Genomic DNA, 20452 nt, shown 5'->3' on the forward strand with positions numbered 1-20452 from the left:
GTACTACTTGCCGGCCTGGCGCAGCTTCTCGCTGGCGTCCTGCAGGGCGGCCTGCCACTGGTCCTCGGTCTTGTCGCCGCTGATGATGCTGTTGGCGGTGTCGAAGAGGGTGCCCTTGATGTCGACGCCCTCGACCGGTGCGGTGCTGGCGAAGCCGCCGACCAGCGCGGAGACGTCGGCGTCCTCGTAGAGCTCGTAGAAGTCGGCGTTCTCGGCCGGGACGCTGGTGGCGATGCCCTTCACCGGCTGGATCGCGTTGGACGCGGCGAAGATCTTCGCGGCCTCGTCGGAGTAGAGGTAGGCGACGAAGTCCTTGGCGGCGTCCTTGTTCTTGGCGCCCGACGGGATCCACACCGACTCGACCGAGGTGGTCAGGTACCGCTTGCTGCCGGCGGTGACGGCGGGCAGCGGGGTGAGACCCCAGGCGAAGCCGTCGGCGCGCGGGGCGTCCTTCATCTCACCGACGATCCAGGTGCCGTTCGGCATGAACAGCGCCTTGTTGTCGAGGATGCTCTGCTGGTTCTTGGTGAAGTCCTGCTCGTTGGCGTAGCCGACGGTCGTCGGGGCGGCGTAGCTCAGCAGCTTGGTGGTGATGTCCAGGACCTGCCGGGCCTGCGGGGTCTTCCACACGTCCTGCTGGTACGTCATCACCTGGGTGTAGAACTCCTCGCCGCCCACGCCGGCGAGCAGCGCGAAGAAGTACGAGTCCAGGTAGCCCGCGGTCGGGTAGGTGAAGAGCGAGATGCCCTTGGCCTTGGCGGTGTCGCCGAGCGCCCACATCTCGTCCCACGTCGCCGGCACCGCCCAGCCGTTCTGCTCGAACAGGCCCTTGTTGTAGAACAGCCCGGTCGGCGCGTAGTACATCGGCAGCAGGAAGGTCTTGCCGTCGCCGTACGGGTCGGTGTTGAGGTTGCCGACGATCCCGGCGGTCAGCTTGTCGGCGACCGTCGTGCTCTCCCCGGGGACGGTGGTCTGCAGGACCGGGGTGAGGTCCTCGATGGCCTTGTCCTTGATCAGGGTCTCGGTGAGCGCGGCCTTGCGGCCCTGCCCGAGCACCACCACGTCGGGGAACCTGCCGGCCTTCATGTTCGGGCTGATCTCGTCCTCGATGCTCTTCGAGATCTGCAGCGTGACGTCGAGGTCCGGGTGCTTGGCCTTGTAGGCGTCGATGACCTGCGTGTACATCTCACGCCCGTAGCCTCCCTCGAGGGCGGCGACGCTGAGCGTGGTGGAGCCCGCGCCCGCGTCGTCCGAGCCGGAGCAACCGACCAGCAGGCCGAGCGCGGTCAGCGCGGCGCCCGCCATGGCAAGGGTCCTCTTCATGGTTATGTGGTCCTTCCCGTGGCCGCATGCCACGAATGCGAGCGAGAACCGGTCCGCTGGCGGCCAGGAGAAATACACGGCCGCGCCGGACGTTGTTACCGTGGCATCGATAACATGAACGCGCAAGACCCATTTACCGATCAGCGGCCGCAGCCCTGTTACAACCTCGGTACCGCGGTCGACGATCGCACCGAGAGTAACGGCGGTTCGATCACAGCGTCATCGACCGGATCCGGCGCCTGCAGCAGCAGGCTCACCGCCGCGGCCCCCGACGCGTAGAAGTCCTGCCGGACCGTGGTCAGCGGCGGCGCGCAGTACGCGGCCAGGGCGATGTCGTCCACGCTCACGATCGACACGTCGTCGGGCACCGTCCGCCCGCGCTCGCGCAGCGCCCGGATGACACCGAACGCCATCTCGTCACTGGCCGCGAAGATGGCCGTGACCTCGGGGATCATCGCCAGGATCTGCCCCTGCCGGAAGCCCGAGTCGGGCGACCAGTCCCCCTCCAGCACTGGCGGCGCCTCGACACCGGCCACGGCCAGGCACTCCTGCCAGCCCTGCCGCCGCTGCCGGGCCTCGATCCACTCGTCCGGGCCGGCGACGTGCCACACCTGGCGGTGGCCGAGGTCGAGAAGGTGCTGCGTGGCGACCCGGCCGGCCTCACGCTGGTCGATGCCGAGCACCCGGGCGCCGGCGGTCCGCGAGCCGTCCACGGTGACCGTCGGGATGTCGCGGGTGATGTCCTCCATCTTCTGGGTCACCGAGATCAGCGGCACCGCGATGACGATGCCGTCGACGCCCTGATCAGCGAGTTTGCCCAGGGAACGCTCCATCAGCCCGGTGTCGAGGCCGGCGATGGTGGCGATGCTGACGGCGTAACCGGCCTCGCCGGCGGCGGCCTCGACGCCCGCGGTGACCGCGGAACGGGAGTAGTAGCCGCCGGACTGCAGCAGGACCAGGCCGATGGTGTGACTGCGCCCCGAGGAGAGCATCTTGGCCGCGCTGTTGAAGCGGTATCCGAGCTGCTCGACGGCGGCGAGCACCCGCTGGCGGGTCTCCGGGTTGACGTTCGGCGAGTCACGCAGGGTCCGGGAGACCGTCTGCGCGGACACGCCCGCGGCCCGGGCCACGTCGGCCATGCTCGGCTGCCTCATGGCACGCGTGGTGGCATCGGTCATGCGCGGGTCCTCTCTGGGCGCTCGGGACGCCTGATAGTACAGCCGTTGTTAGAAATGGCATCGATAACATAGGCTCGCGCCGTGATCGAGCTCCCCGCGCCGGAAGTCATCCCGGCCCCGACGACCACGGCCCTCAGCTGGGGCGGCCGCCGCCTGTTCCGCCGCGGCGAGCCGCATCAGATCCTCTCCGGGGCGCTGCACTACTTCCGGGTGCATCCGCAGCTCTGGCGCGACCGGATCCGGCGGCTCGCCGACCTGGGACTGAACACCGTCGACACGTACGTGCCGTGGAACTTCCACCAGCCGCGGCCCGCGTCGGCGCCGGACTTCACCGGCTGGCGCGACCTGTCCGCGTTCCTGTCCCTGGTCGCCGACGAGGGACTCGACGCGATCGTGCGGCCCGGGCCGTACATCTGCGCGGAATGGTCCAACGGCGGCCTGCCCAGCTGGCTCACCGCCCGCGACATCGCCATCCGCAGCTCCGACCCCGGCTTCACCGGACCGGTCGGCCTCTGGTTCGACGACCTGATCCCCCGGATCGCCGCACTGCAGGCCGCCCACGGCGGGCCGGTCGTCGCCGTCCAGGTGGAGAACGAGTTCGGCAGCTACGGCGACGACCACGACTACGTGCGCTGGAACCGGGACGCGCTGACCGATCGTGGCATCACCGAACTGCTCTTCACCGCCGACGGCCCGACCGACCTGATGCTCGACGGCGGCACCCTGCCCGGCACCCTCGCCGCCGCCACCCTCGGCTCCAAACCCGAAGCCGCCCGCGACCTGCTGCACTCCCGGCGCCCCGACGAACCGTTCATCGTCGCCGAATTCTGGAACGGCTGGTTCGACCACTGGGGAGAACGCCACCACGTCCGCGGCGTCGACAGCGCCGTCAGCACCCTGCGCGGCATCGTCGCCGACGGCGGCAGCGTCAGCATCTACATGGCCCACGGGGGGACCAATTTCGGACTGTGGGCCGGCGCCAACTCCGACAACGGCACCCTCCAGCCGACCATCACCAGCTACGACTCGGACGCGCCGGTCGCCGAGGACGGGACGCTGACGGCCAAGTTCTGGGCCATCCGGGAGGCGTTGGGTGGGGGCGGGGCTTTGCGCGTACCCGAAGGAATGCCCACCCTGCCGCCGCAGACCCTGAACCTGGACCACCGCTCGGGCCTGCTCGCCGGCCTGCGGCACCTCGCCCCGCAGGCTTCACCGGCACCGCGCCCGGCAACCTTCGAACAGCTCGGGCTGGACGCGGGCCTGGTGCTGCACACCGCCCTGCCGCGCATCCCACCCGGCGATCACACGATCAACCTCCAGGGGGTACGCGACAGAGCACTCGTCTTCCTCGACGGCGCATTCGCCGGTGCCGTGGGCCCGGGAGACGCCTCCCTGCCCGTGCGGGGCTCCGGCGCCCGCACCCGCCTGGAGATCGTCGTGGAAAGCCTGGGCCGGATCAATTACGGTCCCGGGGTCGGCGCCCACAAGGGCCTGACCGGCCCGGTCCTGCTCGACCGGCGCCTGGTGCAGGGCTGGCAGAGCGCGCCGCTGGACGTGCCCGCCTGGACCGCCGCCGACCTGGCCTCCCTACCTGCCGGCGCCTCCCCCACCGGCTTCTTCCACGCCGACCTGGAGGTGACCTCGCCGGCGGACACCTTCCTGGCCCTGCCGGGCTGGGGCCGGGGCCTGCTCTGGATCAACGGCTTCCTGCTCGGCCGCTACTGGGAGATCGGCCCGCAGGTGACCCTGTACTGCCCCGCACCCCTGCTCCACCCAGGACCGAATCAGATCACCGTGTGCGAGTTCGAGCACGCCGGCGGCCCGCTGGAACTGCGCACCGAGCCGGAGTTGGGCCCCACCGAGGAATACATCGAGGAATTCGACTGACGGTCAGGCCGTCCACGCCCCCAGCACGTCGTCCGGCCCCCACACCAGGTCCACCGCGTCGTCCGGCAGATCCACTCCCGACCGGCTCACCACGACCAGACCGCCGGCGCCCGGCTCGAAACCCGGGATCAGCGGGGCGTCGCGCACCAGACCGGCCAGGTGATGCCGGTCGAACGCCCCGTCCTGCCACTTGATCGACCCGGCGAACGGCACCCGCGACGCGACCGGCATCCGGTCGGCGCCGACCAGGTCGATCTCCGGGTTGGCCTGGCGGTTCCACCAGCCGCCAACCTCCAGCACGTCGTCCCACGGCAGGCCGCCATCGCCGCCGGCCCGGGCGAGCGCCTCCCGGACCAGCGGCTCGACAGCAAGCCCGCGCCAGGTCGACCACCGTCTCGCGATGATCGTGCGGGCGGCGGCCTCCCGGTCGCGCCGGACCAGGTGGTGGACCTCGCGGAGCATCGCGACGTAGAGACTCAGGTTGGTATCGGCGATCCGGTACACGGCGAGTTTGCTGGGCCGGGTGGACAGCGGCCGGTCCACCGCCACGATCTGCTTGTCGTCGGCAAGCCGGCTCAGCACGGGCGACAGCGTCCCGGAACTGACCGGGTTCCCCTGGGCCCCGGCGTCCCTGGCGATGTTCGTGAACGTGCGGCCGCCCTGCCCGCCGATCGCCTCGAAGACCCGGCTCGACATGTCAGCCAGCGGAAACTCGGCCGCCAGCGCCGCCTCGGGCACGCTGAACAGCGGCGACGTCTGATCGGTGAGCTGCCGCTCGAGGAAGTCCGCGGCCGGCATGCCGCTCCCCCACCGCCGGACGATCCCGGGCAGCCCGCCGGTGATCAGGTGCGCGTCGATGGCGTCGGCCCCCGTCAGCCCGGTCTGCCGCGCGGTCTCCGCCGGGTTGAGCGCATGCAGGACGAGGTTGTCCGCGCGACCGTAGAACGGCCTGTCGTACTCGGTGAACCGCTGCATCATGTGCAGGTCACTGCCGAGCAGCAGCAACAGCACCGGCTTGCGCGACAGCAGGCGGTCCCAGGCCACCTGCAGATGACCGTCGAAGGTCGTCTCCTGCTCCGACAGCCAGGGCATCTCGTCCAGAACCACGACACTCGGACTGTCCGGGAGAACCTGCGCGAGCAGCTTGAACATGTCGCCCCAGTTGGCCGGGGCGACGCTCGGCAGCGTGTCACCGGCCCGGCCGGCGGCCAGCGACGACTCCCGCAGGGCCTGGAGCAGATCGCCGATCGCATCGGTCGGCGACATGCCCTTCACCGCCTCGTAGAAGCAATACGGCACCTCGGAACGGTCGCAGAACTCCTGCACCAGACGTGACTTGCCCACCTGACGCCGACCGCGGATCGCAACGGACTGTCCCTCGCCGGTCACCCGAATCCGCTCGAGCCGATCCGCGAACAGATCGAGTTCCCTGCGTCGCCCCACGAACATCGGCCACTCCGAAGTCAGATCACATCTTACTTCGGCCGAGTCTACCTTCAGAGGCGCGCCTGCTCAGGGACGCTCGAAGCACGGCGAGTGGACGAACACCGCGAACCCATCCGGACTGGCCGTTTCCATGTCGAGGTTGAAGCCATCCGTGGACGTGGCGGTAAGGACTCCGCGGTCGGCCCCGACGGTGCGATCGTCGGTGAGGGTGTATCCCTTGGCCACCCAGTCGGCACGCAGCCGCTCCAACATCTGCAGATGCGTCCCACTGGTAGGCGGATCGATGTTGTAGACCCCGCGATAGCTGACCACGTCGTCGCCGGTCTCGCCAAAACGGCCCGTGCACGGATACGGACCGATCGACGGGTCTCGCAGCGGCATTCCCACCAGCGTGGCGATCGCTTCGGCATGCTCCTGCACCAGCCGCGTCGCCTCCGATTCGCTCTTGGTCTCCACGGCACTTCCTCTCAAAAGAACGATCGATGTCAGGACGACGACGACCACAGCGACAGCGGCGACGGCCGCCACCCGCGCTCTCACGGTCATCGCACATTCTCCGGACGTTCGCCGCTGTTCAGCGTGACGAGGTCGTACTGTCCGGCCAGGATGCGGGCCTGGTTACTGAGACTCTCACTGCCCGCATCCCAGTAACTGGTGTGGCCATCGGTGTCCGCCACCCAGTTGTTGCCGCCGAAGGATGCGTCGGTCGGTGCGATCCCGTGCAACTCGTCGAGACCGTATTCGGCTCCGGCAAGAACGATCGGCCCGGCCGCCCCGAAGGCGATCCCCGCCGCAATGCCGCTCCACGGACGTGCGTTCCCGGCTTCGGCCACCGGATCAGTACCGGACGCCCCGGCCCAGACATGGCGCGGATCAGCCATGAGATCACCGGCGCCGGCAACGTGCATTCCCGGACTGCCCGCCACCACGATGTCGTCGACGGGCAGACCTCCCGTCTTGGCCGCTTCGCCCACCACCGTGGTTCCGTAGGAGTGCCCCATCGCTACGAGGTGCCCGGGCTCGCCCTCATGAGTAGCCCGCAACCCCTGCACGAAGCCCAGGTACGGATCGCGTCCCGCCTTCGAGCGGTCCTCCTGGAGCACGGATACGTTGTCCAGGTCGGGAGCGTCGTAACCCAGCCAGTACACGGTGGAGACGTCACCCTGACGGTCGCGGGTGAGAGCGTCGGCGGACTCGTTGAGGCTCTTCATGCGCAGCATGTTGTCGTCCATGCTGCCCCACAGCGTCGTGCTCAATCCCGGCACCCAGACGCCGGTGTGGCGGGCGGTGTCCGGGTTGTTGATGGCAATGACGACCTTGCCGTGGCCGTCGTAGGCGGTGGTGTCGAAGCCGAGCAGGAAACCCGACTCCCCCAGGCCCTTCAGCGTGTCCTCGATCTTGTAGACCCGCTGCAACTGCTCGTTCAGATCGGAGTTGGCGTCCCAGGAGCCGCCGGCATTGAGGCGCTCGATGAGGTCTTCCTTCTCGTGCTGGAGGGCGGTCCGGTTGGCCTTGTCGCGGTCGATGGCGGGTACGCCGTCGAGCCAGCCGACTGTCTGCGGGAAGTCCCGCATCGCCTGGTCCTGCTGGTCGCGGGTGAGGCTCTCCCACCAATCGTGCACCTGGGCCGGCGTACGCCCGGACTGCGTCGCAAGGTCGGCCTCGGTGATCGCCGGACCTGTGGTGCCGCCGAAGCCCGAGCCGAGGGCGGGCACACTGGCGTCCAGTTCGGCGCTGGTCTCGCGGTCCAGGGCGTAGGCCCGTTCGAGGACCTCGGTGAGCTGGCCGGCGTAGTTGCGGATCCGCGCCTCGACCCGGCGAACGTCCGAGGCGTCGTCGACGGTGCCGGCGGCGGCCGACACCACGCCGGTGCTCATGTCGATGTCGAGTCCTTCGCGGGCCGCGTCGGCCCGGATGTCGGCGAGCATGTTCTGCAGGCTGCGCACCGTGTCGGCGTGGGTCCGCAGAGCGCGGCTGATCCGCTGGCACGGTTCGTGGGCGTTGGAGGCCTCGGCCCGCAGTCGGCCACTGCGTTCCTCAGCCTCGGTGCCGGTCGGCCAGACATAGGGCAGTTCCCCCGCGGCGGCGACGTACTTCTCGAAGCCGTTGTCGAGGCCGACGGCGAGCCGGGCCCATGCTTCGGCGGCCGAGGTGAAGTCGGCGGTGCTGGTTTCGGCGAGTGCCCGCAGGGTCAGCGTCATCGGCCCGTCCCGCGGTAGATCTCGGCCGCCGACTGCTCGTCGGCGGCTTGGTAGTCGTCGGCGTCCCGGACCAGGTCGGTGCCGAACTGTTCCACCCGCTGGGAGAGGTCGGTCAGGTAGTCGATCCATCGCAGCGCGGTGCGGGTGAGTTTCCGGCCGGTGTCCCACTCCGAGGCGGGGCCGGTGACGAACAGCCGGCCGTCCTCCTTGCCGACCGCGTCCCGGACCGGAATGACCGATTCCTGAACTGCCGAGCCCGTTTTCCGCAAGCCGTCGGGATCTACCTGTACGCCGGTATCCAGCACGTCTAACTCCCCGTGATCAACAGACGTGAGAGGTTACGAGTGCTGATTCACTTTTTACAGCCGCAAGTGGCTGATGCCACAGAGCCCCCGCCGAGCGCACCGGCGAGGGCCCTGGAGGAAGGGGATGTCAGGGCACGAAGACCGCGCGTCCCTCGATCTCGCCGGCGTCCAGGCGGCGGTAGACCTCCGGCGCCTCCTCCAGCGGATACGTGGTGACCTTCGGCTTGACCAGGCCGGCCGCGCCCAGTTCGAGCACCTCGGCCAGCTCCGGCAGGCTGCCCCAGTAGGTCGACTGGAGGCTGACCTCATAGGGGACACCGAAGAAGTTCCACGGCAGCGTGCCCGCCGCGGCGCCCACGATCGTCACGTCGGCGAGCGGGCGGGCCACCTTCATCGCCAGGTCGATCGTGCCGGCCGCGCCGACGAAGTCGACGATCAGGTCGGCGCCCCGGCCGCCCGCGGTGGCCGCCCGGACCGCCGCGGCGGCGTCGTCGCCGGCCGGGACGACCAGGTCGGCGCCGCATTCCTCGGCCAGTTTCAGGGCGGCCGGCTTGCTGTCGATGGCGATCACCGTGGCGGCGGTGATCGCTTTCAGGATCTGCACCGCGATGTGGCCGAGACCCCCGGCGCCGATCACCACGGCCACGCTGCCGGGCAGCAGCTTGTCGCGGGAGCGGCGGATCACGTGGTACGGGGTGAGCCCGGCGTCCGCGAGCGGGGCGGCGGCCACCGGGTCCAGTCCGTCCGGAAGCGGCACCAGCAGGCGGGCGTGCGGGACCAGCATGTATTCGGCGATGCCGCCGTCCACGCCCAGTCCGGCGCCGCCGCCCTTGACCGGGGCGTTGCCTTCGCAGTAGTTCTCCGCGCCGGTCCGGCAGCGGGCGCAGTTGCCGCAGCCCCACGGACCGTAGACGGCGACCGCCTGGCCCACGGTCAGGCTGTCGACGCCGTCGCCGAGGGCGTGCACCCAGCCCGCGGTCTCGTGTCCGAGGGTGAACGGGGTGCTCCAGCCGGGCATCGACTCGGCGTGGGAGACGTGCAGGTCGGAGTGGCAGGCGCCGGCCCCGCCGACCTTGACGAGGACCTGGCCGGGGCCGGGTTCGGGCACCTCGACCTCGGTGACGACGGGTTCGCTCTGCCATTTCATCAGCCGTACCGCGCGCATGATTACTGTCCCTTCCGTCTCATAATCAAGATCACCGTACTCCCGTACGGTTAGAAAGTTGCGCCTTCAACAAAACTGCGGACCAGATCACTTCATTCAACGGGTTTCTTTCGTGGAGACCCCCGGCTTCGGCCGCAGGGAGGAAACAAAAGCCGTACAGCGGACACCGAGTCCGGCAGGCTCACCAGTGAAAGCCATGGTTTGTGAGGCGTGAAGAAGCAGGTGAAGCGGGCTTTCAAGTTCCGCTTCCATCCGACCGATGCGCAGGCTGCTGAGCTTGCGCGGACGTTTGGCTGCGTCCGTAAGGTCTACAACCTCGCGCTGGCTACGCGGTCGCAGGCGTGGACGCTGCGGCAGGAGCGGGTCAACTACAACGCGACCAGCGCCATGCTCACCGTCTGGAAGAGGACCGAAGACCTGGCGTTCCTCAACGAGGTGTCGTCGGTTCCGCTCCAGCAGTGCCTGCGGCACCTGCAAACGGCGTACACGAACTTCTTCGCCAAGCGCGCCAAGTACCCGCGCTTCAAGTCCAAGAAGCAGTCCCGGAAGTCGGCTGAGTACACCACCAGCGGGTTCCGGTACCGCGACGGCCGCCTCACCCTGGCGAAGATGGCCGAACCGCTCGACATCGTATGGTCGCGGCCCCTGCCGGAGGGCGTGGCGCCATCGACGGTCACGGTGTCGCTGGACACGGCGGGCCGATGGCACGTATCGCTGCTCTGCGACGACGTGATCGAGGCTGCGCCCGCACCGAACGCCGCTGTCGGCGTCGATGCCGGGCTCGACAGCCTGCTCATCCTGTCGACCGGCGAGAAGGTCACCAATCCGCGTCACGAGCGGGCCGACCGCGCCCGCCTCGCCCGCGCGCAGCGCAGGCTGGCACGCAAGGCGAAAGGCGATGACGCGAAGAACCGCGCCAAAGCCCGCGCCGCGGTCGCCCGGATCCACGCCGAGATCACCGACCGGCGCAGGGACCACCTGCACAAACTGACGACTCGTCTCGTTCGTGAAAACCAAACGATCGTGATCGAGGACTTGACCGTGCGGAACATGGTCAAGAACCACAGCCTCGCCCGCGCCATCTCCGACGCGGCATGGCGACAGTTCCGCACGATGCTGGAGTACAAAGCAGAATGGCACGGCCGCACCGTCGTCGCGGTCGACCGCTGGTTCCCCTCCTCCAAGCTGTGCTCGATCTGCGGTGCGCCGGCCGAGAAGATGCCGCTGAACGTGCGGTCGTGGACGTGCCGGTGCGGCACCGTCCACGACCGCGACATCAATGCGGCACGCAATGTACTCGCCGAGGGGCTCTCGGTGATTGCCTGTGGAGGCGGTGTCAGACCTCAACGGGAGAACTCCCGGACGAGGCAGTCGTCCACGAAGCAGGAAACCCAGCGGACGACCGCTGGAATCCCCCGCCGCCCTTAGGCATGGGGAGGATGTCAACGGTCTCAGCAGGCGTTTCGTGAGCGGCGTCCCCCGAGGGCCGGAGCGCCCTTTTTGATCAAGTAAGCTCCGCCGGAATCGAAGATCCATTCTGGACGGGAGAAACCATGGCAGTCACCGCTGACCTGACGAAGATCGTGGACAAGGCCTGGCAGGACAAGAGCCTCGAGGAGATCCTCGACGCCCCGGTGGAGGCCCTGGCCGGCGTCAGCGAGAACGGCGGCAAGCTGATCCGTGACGCGCTCGGCATCAAGACCATCGGCGAGCTGGGCCGCAACAAGTACTTCCGCGCCGCTCAGGCCCTCGCGGCCCTGAAGGACGCCAACTGACCTGAGGGGGCGGGGCGGTTCGTTATGCGGCGGCCGCCCCGCCCCTCATGGTCCGGCCAGCGGCGCGATCACGTTGACGCGGTTGGTCCACAGCCAGCCGGTCCAGCCCGCCGGGACCGCCGCCAGATCAGCGGGACGGTCGAATCCCTCCGACCACGGGCCGTCCCCGGCGACCAGCACCACCCGGGTGTCCACCGACCGCATCCGGTCGACGAACAGGTTCGGCCAGCCCCAGAGCGCCCGCCCGTACCGGTGCGGCAGATGCAGCTCGGTGTGCCGGCAGACGTCGGGCACATAGCCGGTCCAGCCTGCTCCCACGTACCCGAGCAGGCAGTTTTTCATGATTTTTCGTGAGGTCACCCGGAGCGTGGGCAATCGCTGCCGCACCACATCCACCCCGATGTCCCCACCGTAGACACTCATCGTCGCCAACCGCTCGGCCGGCAGCGTCGCCAGGTAGGCGGCCAACCGCTCACCCTCGGCGGCCTCGTCGTTCTTGAGATCGATCAGCAGCTCCCGGCCGGGGAACGCGGCGACCACCTCACCGACCGTCATCATCAGACCGGTACCCCTGCCACGCAGCGGATAGGTCACGCCGCCGTCCGCCGTGTAGCCGTAGCCGAGGTCGAGAGCCCGCAAATCCTCCAGCGTGTGCTCGCCCACCCGCCCGGTCCCGTCGGTCCGGCACTCGAGCGTCGCGTCGTGGAACACCACCAGCTTGCCGTCCGCGGTGGCCTGCACATCGAACTCGATCATGTCGGCCCCGGCATCCAGGGCGGCCCGCATCGACGGCAGCGTGTTCTCGATGTAACCGTGGTCCGGCGGGTGGATCAGGCCCGCCGTGCAGGTGTCACCGTCCACACCGTCGAGCGGGAAGGTCTGCGCGACCCCGCGGTGCGCCAGCAGCTGTGGCACGCCGCCCTGGTCACCCCAGAGCGCCGAACTGTTGCGCACCCACAGTCCACCGGCCACCACCCCGATCACCAGACCCGCGACGCCCAGCCGTCTCCTCCAGCCCATCCCGGCAGTCTGTCAACACCGATCAATCCCCGGCGTCCCGACGCACACGAGGCCGGCGTGAGCCGGGAAGGCACCCCTCGTCGAAGCGGACGTGGGCTACATCGAAGTCGGCTGTAGCGATCGGCAGTGACCCTGGGGTCGCGCCGGTGGGGTGACCGCGACCACGTCGTGGGTGGGCTGGGCGAGCTGGGCGCGCTCGTCGTCGTCGAGCAGGTAGCGGTACGGGCAGAGCGCCGGTCCCGGGGCACTGCAGGCGCCGCACGGCCGGCCCGGATCGACGACGCAGCGGTCCTCGGCATTCATCGTCGTGCCCTCCCTCGCCCCTTGACGGCTCTGCTCCAGCTTCTCGCGGCGGGGCCCGGTGGAGCAGAGTCCAAGGTCCCCCCGGAGGGGGCTAGGGTGGATCACTCATCGATCTACCGGGAGAGGACTTCGTGACGACTGCGCTGCAACCGGGTGACCCGCGGCGGCTCGGCCGCTACGAGATCGTCGCCCGGATCGGGGCGGGCGGGATGGGCTCGGTGTTCCTCGGTCGCGCCCCGGGTGGGCGGCAGGTCGCCATCAAGGTGATCCGGCCCGAGTTCGCCGGCGAGGACGAGTTCCGCGGACGGTTCCGCAGCGAGGTGGCGCGGGCCCGGCAGGTGCCGCCGTTCTGCACCGCGGAGGTGCTCGACGCCGATCCGGAGCATGCCACGCCGTACCTGGTGGTGGAGTACGTGGACGGGCCGGACCTGGCCGACGTGGTCAAGGGCAACGGCCCGCTGGCCGGCGGCGCGCTGCACAGTGTGGCGGTCGGGGTGGCCACCGCGCTCGCCGCGATCCACGGCGCCGGGGTGGTGCACCGTGATCTCAAGCCACGCAACGTGCTGTTCGCGCTCGGCAGCCCGAAGGTGATCGACTTCGGGATCGCGCAGGCGGTCGAGGCGACCAGCCGGCACACCCGGACCGACATGATGGTGGGGACGCTGGCGTACATGGCGCCGGAGCGGTTCGATCCGGAGACCGACCATCTGGTGGGCCCGCCGTCGGACGTGTTCGCGTGGGGCGCCGTGGTCACCTACGCCGGGACGGGCCGGACCCCGTTCGCCGGGGACTCCCCCACGATGACGGCGGCGCGGATCCTGACGCAGCCGCCGAACCTGACCGGTCTGCCGCCGGCGCTGGCGGATCTGGTGGCGCTGACCCTGGCCAAGGACCCGGCGGACCGTCCGACCGCGCACGAGTTGCTGGACCTGCTGCTGGCCACCCGGACCGGGGACGTGTTCGAGGGCGCGCCGCCGACGGATCTGGCCCCGGGGCTGCGGCGGGCGGCCGAGGCGGCGCAGCACACCGGCCGGTACCGCACCGACCCGGGCGTGCCCGGCGCCCCGAAACGTCGCTGGCCGAAACTGATCATCGGTACGGCGGTGGCCACCGTGCTCGCCGCCGCGGCCGGGGCCGGTCTGGCACTGACCGGGCGCGACGACGCCACACCCGTGTCGATGGAGTCGGCGGCCCCGGCCGTCCCCGTGCCGTCGGCCGCCACGCCGGTGATCCGCGGCCCCGCGGTGATCGACTCACTCGCCCGGCAGGGTCAGTGGTACGACGGCGCCTTCGACAACGGCGCCTGCGAGGTGGAGGGGAGACTGACCGCCACTGTCAAGTCCGGGCGGATCTGGTGCCCCGGGCCGCAGACGGCCTTCGGCGGTGACCAGACCGTCGCGGTGGACGTGACCCTGACGAGAGCCGGGTCGTGCGCGCTGATCTGGCTGCGCTACGACGAGCCGAACGGCTACCGCCTGGAGCTGTGCCCGGGGACGGCGTCGTTCGGCATCGACTTCGAGGGCACCGTGACCACGCTGGCGTCGGAGAAGTCGGACGTGCTGGTCACCGGCGAGCGGATGCCGGTCGCCGTGGTGGTCGAGGGCTCGACCGCCACGGTGACCGTCGACGGCACCCCGGTGCTGACCGGCCCGATGACCGAGCCGGCGTTCGCGGCCGGCCGGGTGATGCTGGGTGTGGCCTCGTCCGCGAAGGCCGCCGCGACGGTGACGTTCGCCGACGCGGAACTCCGGTCGGTGTCGGCGGACAGTTCGGCGGCCGGGTTCCCGGACCTGACCGAACCGGACGTCGAGGCGACCGCGCTCATCCGCAACATCTACGACACCGTGCACTCGGTGACGTTGGAGAGCGTGATCGTCCGCGGGTCGGGCGCGAAACGGACCGTGGAGGGCAGCCGGACGATGGTCACCCTCGAACTTCCGGAGAGCGCGAAGTTCTTCGCGCCCGAGAAGGACGGGAAGGGCTGCTTCGACGCGAAGACGGACGTCGCGACCTGCCCGGTCCAGGAGGAGTCGTTCGAGGGCTGGCTGAACCGGCAGAGCGGCCCGGCGCCGGTCCAGGTCCGCATCCGCAACGGCAAGGTCGTCCGGATGGCGGCCCTGGACATGGCATGACCACCGGGGCCGGGCCGCTGCGGGACGGGACCGGCCGGGGTCGGGCCGCTGCGGGACGGGACCGGCCGGGGTCGGGCCGCTGCGGGACGGGCCGGGGTCAGGCCGCTTCGAGACGGGACCGGCTGCCGTCCTCGAGGCGCTGGAACGTGCCGTTGAAGAACAGCAGCGGCTGCTTCCCCGGGGTGCTCGCCAGGTCGACCACCCGGCCGATCGTCAGGTAGTGGTCGCCGGCCTCCACGTCACGCTCCAGGTCGCATTCGATGCTGGCCAGCACGCCGTCCAGGATCGGGCTGCCGGTGACGCCGGGCTGCCAGGCCACGCCGCGCCACTTGTCGGTGCCGGAGCGGGCGAACTGCCGGCACAGGTCCTCCTGGCCGGCTTCCAGGATGTTCACGCAGAACCGCCCGGCCTTGCGGATCAGCGGGTACGACGTCGAGGTCCGCGCCGGGGAGAAGGCGATCAGCGGCGGCTCCAGCGACAGGCTGAAGAACGACTGGCATGTCATGCCGACCGGGGTGCCGTCGAGGACGGCGGTGATGATGGTGACGCCGGACGCGAAGCCGCCGAGTACGCGACGGAACTCCGAGATGTCAGCCATGGGGCACTTCCTTCACAGGGTGGCGGGGACATCGGTTACCGCGGAGCTGTCCGGAATGGTCGCCAGTGCACATCCAGGGATGAGACCGGAGTCCTGCGGGGTGATGCTACGGGTGGCTCAGTGGTGCCGGCTTGCCGTCGGCACCGTGGATCCACACCTCGATACCCAGGTCGCGGGCCGCCCGGGTGGTCCACCCGGACGGTGTGAAGACCTGGGCGACGGTTTCGCTGACGCACAGCACGATCCGGGACTCCGGGAACCGTGTGGTGCGCAGCCAGGTCAGTTTGAACATGTCGGCCATCACCTTGTTGCGGTGCGGGGACCGGAAGGCGCCCTGGTTGCCGACCATCTGGACGAGCAGGCCGAAGTCCTCGTCGGCGCCCTCGATCTCCAGGCGGGTGCCGTCGCCCAGGTCGAGCGAACGGGGGCGCAGCGTCACCCCGAAGGTGTCGGTGAGGGCCAGCAGCATCGCGCGTTCGATGCTGTCCGGCCCGAAGCGCCGCCATCCCCGCTCCGCCAGCTCGATCATGGCGACCACGGCAGGTCCGGGACGGTCTCGCCGTCGGCCAGCCGCCGGGCGATCCGCTCGTCGGCGCGCATCGCCTCGATCAGGGCCGGTACGCCGTCGAACCGCACCTGGAGGCGGATCAGGGTGAGGATCTCCACCTGGGCGATCTGTCCGTACATGTCCTCGTCGCGGTCGAGCACGTACGCCTCGACGGTCCGCGCGCCCGGTCCGAAGGTCGGGTTGGTGCCGACCGACACCAGGGCCGGGGCGGTCCAGTCGCCGAGGGTGAAGTTGCCGAACCAGACGCCGTCCGCCGGAACCGCCGCCGGGTCGGTGACGTCCACGTTCGCGGTGGGGAACCCCATCGGGCGTCCCCGTCCGGCACCCCGGATGATCTCGCCACTGATCGTCATATCGCCTCCACCGTCACAGGTCGGGGTATCAGGGCCACGGCGAGGGCGGCCGCCGCGGCCAGGAACAGTCCGCCGAGCACGGCACAGGCCGCCTCGGCGCCGGCCACGTCGGCGACCGCAAACACCATGATCGGCCCGACAGCGGCTCCGATGTCACCCGCGGTCCGAGTGAGGCCGATCACGCCGCCCGCCGCGTCCGCCGGGTAGGCGTCCCCGGTGACCACTCCCGGAAGCACCCCGATCACGCTGGTGGCCAGCGAGTAGCCGACGATCGCCGCGGTGAAACCGGCCGGCACGTGCAGCAGCGGCAGGGCCGCCAGGGCGAGCGCCCCGAGAATCCCGGCCGGGATCAGCAGGGTGTTGCGGGCGCCCCGGTCCACCCAGCGGCCGATCAGCGGCATCGCGGCCAGGCTCGCCATCGTGCCGGCCGCGGTGGCGACGCCGAGGGTGAACGGGGTCAGGCCGCCGCTGTCGTAGGCGAGCACCGGCACCAGGCTCTGCTCCCCCGCGAACCGGACCAGGAACGTCGCGAACGACAGGGCGCAGAGCGCGACGAGCAGTCCGGGCCGGCCGTACCGGCGCGGCCCGGGCACAGCCGCGGGACGAGCCACCGGCGCCGACCAGTACAACGCGGCCGGGCGAACCGCGTCGACGAGCAGGCAGACCAGCGCGGGCACGGCCGCGACCGGGAACGTCCAGGCCGGGCCGACCAGCCCGACGACCGAGCCGCCGAGCAGCGCCCCGGCCGCGCCGGCGCTCATCTGCACCACCGTCGCGGTGGCCATCGCCGAACCGCGCCGGCCGGCCGGCGCCCCGGCGACCAGCAGCGCGAACCCGATGGTCACCGCCGCGCCGCCGAACACCCCGGCCACCAGCCGGAGCCCGATCAGCGCGGCGGGCGACGAGACCAGTCCGGTCAGTGCGGTCACCGCGGCCAGGCCGAGCATCATCGACCACAGGTACGCCCGGGGCGGGAACCGTCGCAGCGCCAGCCCGGCCGGCACGTTGGCGATCACCCGCCCGACGGCGAACGCGGTGACGATCGGGCCGAGCAGTCCGATCGCGATCCCGTAGTCGTCCAGCAGGACCGGCAGGACCGGGACGGTGACGCCCCAGGTCATCTGGGCGGTGCCGACGAACGCGCAGATCAGGACGGTCTGGCCGGTGAACTTCATCAGATCGCGAGGTTCTCGCGCAGGGTGGTGCCGGGGTAGCGCGGGGCGAGGGCCCCGCGGCGGCGCAGCTCGGGGGCGAGCAGTTCGGCGACGTCGGCGAGTCCGGACGGCATGGCGAGCGGGCTGGACAGCATGTAGCCGCCGCGCTGCCCGGTCTGCGCGAAGTTCTCCTCCAGGTGGTCGGCCACCGTGGCCGGGTCGCCGATCACGGTGTGGTCCAGGCCGGTGGCGCTGGTCCAGCCGTGCTCGAAGAACTCGGTACGGCTCATCTCGTAGTCTTCGCCGTGCTCGGCGAGCAGGGTGCCGATCAGCCCGGACGGGGACGCCTGCGCCTGTTCGGCCTGCTTGCGCAATTCGCCGAGGGGGAACGAGGCGGGCAGCCGGGAGAAGTCGACGCCGGAGTTGTGCGACAGGAACGCGCCGACCGCCTCCTCGCTCCAGAAGCCGAGCACCTCGTCGCGGCGGGCCCGCGCCTCGTCGGCGGTGCGGCCGACGATGACCTGGGTGGCCCAGAGGATGCCCACCGCGGCGGGATCGCGTCCCTCGGCGGTGAGGGCCGTGTCAAGAAGGCTGCGGTGCCGCTGCTGGGAGGCGACGCTGCCGCCGAACCCGAAGACCAGATCGGCGAAACGGGCCGAGGCGGCGATCCCGCGCGGCGAGTTGCCCGCCTGCACCAGCATCGGGGCGACCTGCGGGCTGGGCACGCACGGCAGCGGTCCGCGTACGCTGAAATGCTTGCCGTGATGATCGATGCGGCCCACCTTGGCCGGGTCCGCGAAGCGCCCGGTAGCGCGGTCGCGCACGATCGCGTCCGGCGCCACCGAGTGCCACAGCGCCTGACAGACGTCGATGAACTCCTCCATCCGCTCGTAGCGCTGGTCGTGGGCCATCAGCTTGTCGAAGCCGTAGTTGGCGGCGTCGGCGCCCCGGGTGGAGGCGACCACGTTGAAGGCGATCCGGCCGCCGGTCACGTGGTCGAGGGAGTTGAGCAGCCGGGCCGTGTAGAACGGGTGCATGAACGTCGACGAGTAGGTCAGGCCGAACCCGATGTGGTCGGTGACCGTGGACATGGCCGCGATGATCGGGCTCATGTCGTGGCGGGGCCACTGCACGCCCCATTCGACGGCGGCGTCGATCGAGCCGCGCCAGGTGTCCGGGATGCCGGTGCCGTCACCGAAGAACAGCATGCCGATGCCGGCGCGTTCGGCGGTCTGGGCGAGTTCCATGTACATCCGGGGGTCGGGGAAGTCCCGGCCGACCCAGGAGCCGCGGCGGGCCCAGCGTCCCTCGGTGTGCGTGAAGGACAGGTCGAAGGCGAGGTGCATGCCGGTCATGCGGCGGCCTCCTTCCAGAGTCGGGTGAGTTCGGCGGCGTCGGTGAGCACGCCGACGTTGAGTTCGAGCTGGTGGAGCGCGGCCTGGTGCAGGTCGGTGTCGTAGGCGGCGGTGGCGTCGCGCGGGACGAGCACCGGCCAGTCCAGCTGGCAGGCGTCGGTGGCGGTGGCGGCGACACAGCACTCGGTGGTGAGGCCGCAGACCGCCAGCCAGCCGATCCTCGCCTCGGTCAGGAGTTCCCGCAGGCCGGTTCCGAGGAATCCGCTGTATCCGCGTTTGACCACCCGGATCTCGCCGGGCAGCGGGGTGACGCCGAACCAGTCGGCGCCGGGGGTGCCGAGCACGCACGGCTCGTCCGGTCCGAACGGCGCGTCCGGGTCGCCGGAGCGCAGCCAGGCGCTGGCCCGCCAGGGGCGGTCGGGGTCGCTGCCGAGTTCGACCCAGACCACCGCGACGCCGGCGGCACGGGCCGCGGTGACGAGCCCGGCGATCGTGTCGACCGCCGCGGCGACGGCCGGCAGGTCCGCGCCGTACCCCTGGATGTACTCCGGGTCGGCGAACGAGCGCTGGACGTCCACCACGACCAGCGCGGGCGCGCCGCTCAGGGCCGCGAGCTGGGCCTGCCTCATCCCAGCGCCCGCAGCTGCGGCAGGACGGTCTCGCCGAAGGGCGCCAGGTCGGCGTGGTAGTCCGGGAAGATCAGCATCAGGCCGTCGAGTTCGGCGGAGTCGACGATCTGCCGGATGTGCTCGAGGACCTTCTCCGGACCGCCGGTGACGTACGGGGTCTGGAACGCCTCGGCGCCGGTGACGCCGTCGGCCCAGGCACGGGCCACGTCGGCCGGGATGCCCCAGGACGTACGCATGCCGATCAGGGCCTGCTTGTCCAGCCCGGCCGAGTAGCGCTTGGCCTTCGCCTCGGCCGCCGCGTCGGTCTCGTCCAGGACGACGGTCAGCATCGAGTACGTCTTGCAGCTGCGCCCCAGGTCGGCGGACTTGTCGTGCACGTACCGGGAGAAGTCGCGCATCTGGTCCAGGTTGTCGGCGCTGAGGAAGGCGCCGTCGGCGTACCGGGCCTGGAAGTCACGGCCCCGCTCGGACCGGCCGGCACTGATGATCGTTGGTCGGACCGCCGGATGTGGTCGCGACTCGCAGTCCTGCAGCGTGAAGAAGTCGCTCTTGACGGTCACGCTGTCCTCGGTCCAGAGGCGGGTCACCGCCTCGGTCCACTCCTCGGTCATCCGGTACCGGTCGCTGTGCGACAGTTGCTCGTCCCAGAGGCCCATCTGACGGAACTCGTCGGCGTACGAGCCGTTCACGATGTTCATGCCGGCCCGGCCGCCGGAGACGTCCTGCAGGGTGGTGAACATCTTCGCGGCGATCGCCGGGTGGTGGATGTTGGCGTGCATGGTGGCCCAGATCTTGACCGTGGAGGTCGCCTCGGCCAGCGCGGACATCATGGTCATCGACTCGAGGGTCTTGCCCCAGTGGTCGGTGCTGCCGCCGAAGCCCTTCCACTTGGCCATCGACATGATGAAGTCGAGCCCGATCGCCTCGGCGTCCACCGCGACCTTACGGTTGTAGGCGTAGGTGGCCTCCGGGTGCGGCGCCGTTTCGGAGAGCATCCAGCCGCCGTTCCCGATCGGCAGGAAGACCCCATATTCTTTGTCGCTCATCGATACTCTTTCCA

Annotated in this window: 20 protein-coding genes; 4 read left to right on the top strand and 16 right to left on the bottom strand. The window is 70.3% G+C overall.

Annotation, left to right across the window (positions count from 1 at the left end; all coding sequences use genetic code 11):
- Positions 1-3 precede the first annotated feature (3 nt).
- Positions 4-1323 (bottom strand): carbohydrate ABC transporter substrate-binding protein, encoded by a 1320-nt coding sequence (locus WH85_RS29460; RefSeq protein WP_045745289.1) that lies wholly within the window; start codon positions 1321-1323, stop codon positions 4-6.
- 158 nt (positions 1324-1481) lie between these two features.
- Positions 1482-2501 carry a LacI family DNA-binding transcriptional regulator gene (locus WH85_RS29465; RefSeq protein ID WP_045745290.1) on the bottom strand — a complete coding sequence of 340 codons (1020 nt, stop codon included), beginning with the start codon at positions 2499-2501 and terminating at the stop codon, positions 1482-1484.
- Positions 2502-2582: 81 nt separating this feature from the next.
- Here WH85_RS29465 and WH85_RS29470 point away from each other — a divergent pair, with 81 nt between their 5' ends.
- Positions 2583-4388 (top strand): glycoside hydrolase family 35 protein, encoded by a 1806-nt coding sequence (locus WH85_RS29470; protein WP_157411281.1) that lies wholly within the window; start codon positions 2583-2585, stop codon positions 4386-4388.
- Positions 4389-4391: 3 nt separating this feature from the next.
- On the opposite strand, the gene WH85_RS29475 is transcribed toward WH85_RS29470, so the two are convergent.
- From WH85_RS29475 to WH85_RS29495, 5 genes are all read right to left on the bottom strand, one after another.
- Positions 4392-5837 carry an ATP-binding protein gene (locus tag WH85_RS29475; protein WP_045745291.1) on the bottom strand — a complete coding sequence of 482 codons (1446 nt, stop codon included), beginning with the start codon at positions 5835-5837 and terminating at the stop codon, positions 4392-4394.
- Positions 5838-5900: 63 nt separating this feature from the next.
- A complete protein-coding gene (locus WH85_RS29480) occupies positions 5901-6380 on the bottom strand; it encodes a hypothetical protein (RefSeq protein WP_083449347.1) in 480 nt (159 codons plus the stop codon).
- Positions 6377-8035 (bottom strand): alpha/beta hydrolase, encoded by a 1659-nt coding sequence (locus tag WH85_RS29485; RefSeq protein WP_045745293.1) that lies wholly within the window; start codon positions 8033-8035, stop codon positions 6377-6379. The genes WH85_RS29480 and WH85_RS29485 overlap by 4 nt, the downstream gene beginning before the upstream one ends.
- On the bottom strand, positions 8032-8304 hold the full coding sequence (locus tag WH85_RS29490) for a hypothetical protein (RefSeq protein ID WP_157411282.1): 273 nt from the start codon (positions 8302-8304) through the stop codon (positions 8032-8034). Before WH85_RS29490 ends, WH85_RS29485 begins: the two co-directional genes overlap by 4 nt.
- A gap of 163 nt (positions 8305-8467) precedes the next feature.
- Positions 8468-9505 carry an NAD(P)-dependent alcohol dehydrogenase gene (locus tag WH85_RS29495; RefSeq protein ID WP_045745295.1) on the bottom strand — a complete coding sequence of 346 codons (1038 nt, stop codon included), beginning with the start codon at positions 9503-9505 and terminating at the stop codon, positions 8468-8470.
- Positions 9506-9715: 210 nt separating this feature from the next.
- On the opposite strand from WH85_RS29495, the gene WH85_RS29500 reads away from it, so the two are divergent.
- Both WH85_RS29500 and WH85_RS29505 read left to right on the top strand, forming a co-directional pair.
- On the top strand, positions 9716-10933 hold the full coding sequence (locus tag WH85_RS29500) for an RNA-guided endonuclease InsQ/TnpB family protein (protein WP_045745296.1): 1218 nt from the start codon (positions 9716-9718) through the stop codon (positions 10931-10933).
- Between the two features lie 125 nt (positions 10934-11058).
- Complete coding sequence (locus WH85_RS29505) at positions 11059-11280, top strand: hypothetical protein (RefSeq protein WP_045745297.1); 222 nt, start codon at positions 11059-11061, stop codon at positions 11278-11280.
- Between the two features lie 45 nt (positions 11281-11325).
- On the opposite strand, the gene WH85_RS29510 is transcribed toward WH85_RS29505, so the two are convergent.
- Complete coding sequence (locus WH85_RS29510) at positions 11326-12300, bottom strand: glycerophosphodiester phosphodiesterase family protein (protein ID WP_045745298.1); 975 nt, start codon at positions 12298-12300, stop codon at positions 11326-11328.
- Positions 12301-12396: 96 nt separating this feature from the next.
- The gene (locus WH85_RS29515; protein WP_157411283.1) at positions 12397-12603 is read right to left on the bottom strand and encodes a hypothetical protein; all 207 of its coding nucleotides are present in this window, start codon (positions 12601-12603) and stop codon (positions 12397-12399) included.
- A gap of 131 nt (positions 12604-12734) precedes the next feature.
- Between WH85_RS29515 and WH85_RS52410 the strand changes: the two genes are divergently transcribed.
- Positions 12735-14735: a serine/threonine protein kinase gene (locus WH85_RS52410; protein WP_052720886.1), complete on the top strand. Its 2001-nt coding sequence runs from the start codon at positions 12735-12737 to the stop codon at positions 14733-14735.
- 97 nt (positions 14736-14832) lie between these two features.
- Here WH85_RS52410 and WH85_RS29525 read toward each other — a convergent pair whose 3' ends face one another.
- From WH85_RS29525 to WH85_RS29555, 7 genes are all read right to left on the bottom strand, one after another.
- Positions 14833-15333 carry a flavin reductase family protein gene (locus WH85_RS29525; protein ID WP_045745300.1) on the bottom strand — a complete coding sequence of 167 codons (501 nt, stop codon included), beginning with the start codon at positions 15331-15333 and terminating at the stop codon, positions 14833-14835.
- A 106-nt stretch (positions 15334-15439) separates the two neighbouring features.
- Entirely contained in the window at positions 15440-15862 is a 423-nt protein-coding gene (locus WH85_RS29530) for a hypothetical protein (RefSeq protein WP_045745335.1), read from the bottom strand.
- Positions 15859-16254: a riboflavin kinase gene (locus WH85_RS29535; protein WP_052720887.1), complete on the bottom strand. Its 396-nt coding sequence runs from the start codon at positions 16252-16254 to the stop codon at positions 15859-15861. Before WH85_RS29535 ends, WH85_RS29530 begins: the two co-directional genes overlap by 4 nt.
- Positions 16251-17429 carry an MFS transporter gene (locus WH85_RS29540; protein ID WP_045745301.1) on the bottom strand — a complete coding sequence of 393 codons (1179 nt, stop codon included), beginning with the start codon at positions 17427-17429 and terminating at the stop codon, positions 16251-16253. The genes WH85_RS29535 and WH85_RS29540 overlap by 4 nt, the downstream gene beginning before the upstream one ends.
- A complete protein-coding gene (locus tag WH85_RS29545; RefSeq protein ID WP_045745302.1) occupies positions 17429-18763 on the bottom strand; it encodes an NtaA/DmoA family FMN-dependent monooxygenase in 1335 nt (444 codons plus the stop codon). Before WH85_RS29545 ends, WH85_RS29540 begins: the two co-directional genes overlap by 1 nt.
- A complete protein-coding gene (locus WH85_RS29550) occupies positions 18760-19392 on the bottom strand; it encodes a cysteine hydrolase family protein (RefSeq protein ID WP_045745303.1) in 633 nt (210 codons plus the stop codon). The genes WH85_RS29545 and WH85_RS29550 overlap by 4 nt, the downstream gene beginning before the upstream one ends.
- A complete protein-coding gene (locus WH85_RS29555; RefSeq protein WP_045745304.1) occupies positions 19389-20438 on the bottom strand; it encodes an LLM class flavin-dependent oxidoreductase in 1050 nt (349 codons plus the stop codon). Before WH85_RS29555 ends, WH85_RS29550 begins: the two co-directional genes overlap by 4 nt.
- Positions 20439-20452: the final 14 nt, after the last annotated feature.

The sequence above is a fragment of the Actinoplanes rectilineatus genome, assembly GCF_000962825.1.
In the GTDB taxonomy this organism is placed as follows: Bacteria; Actinomycetota; Actinomycetes; order Mycobacteriales; family Micromonosporaceae; genus Actinoplanes; species Actinoplanes rectilineatus.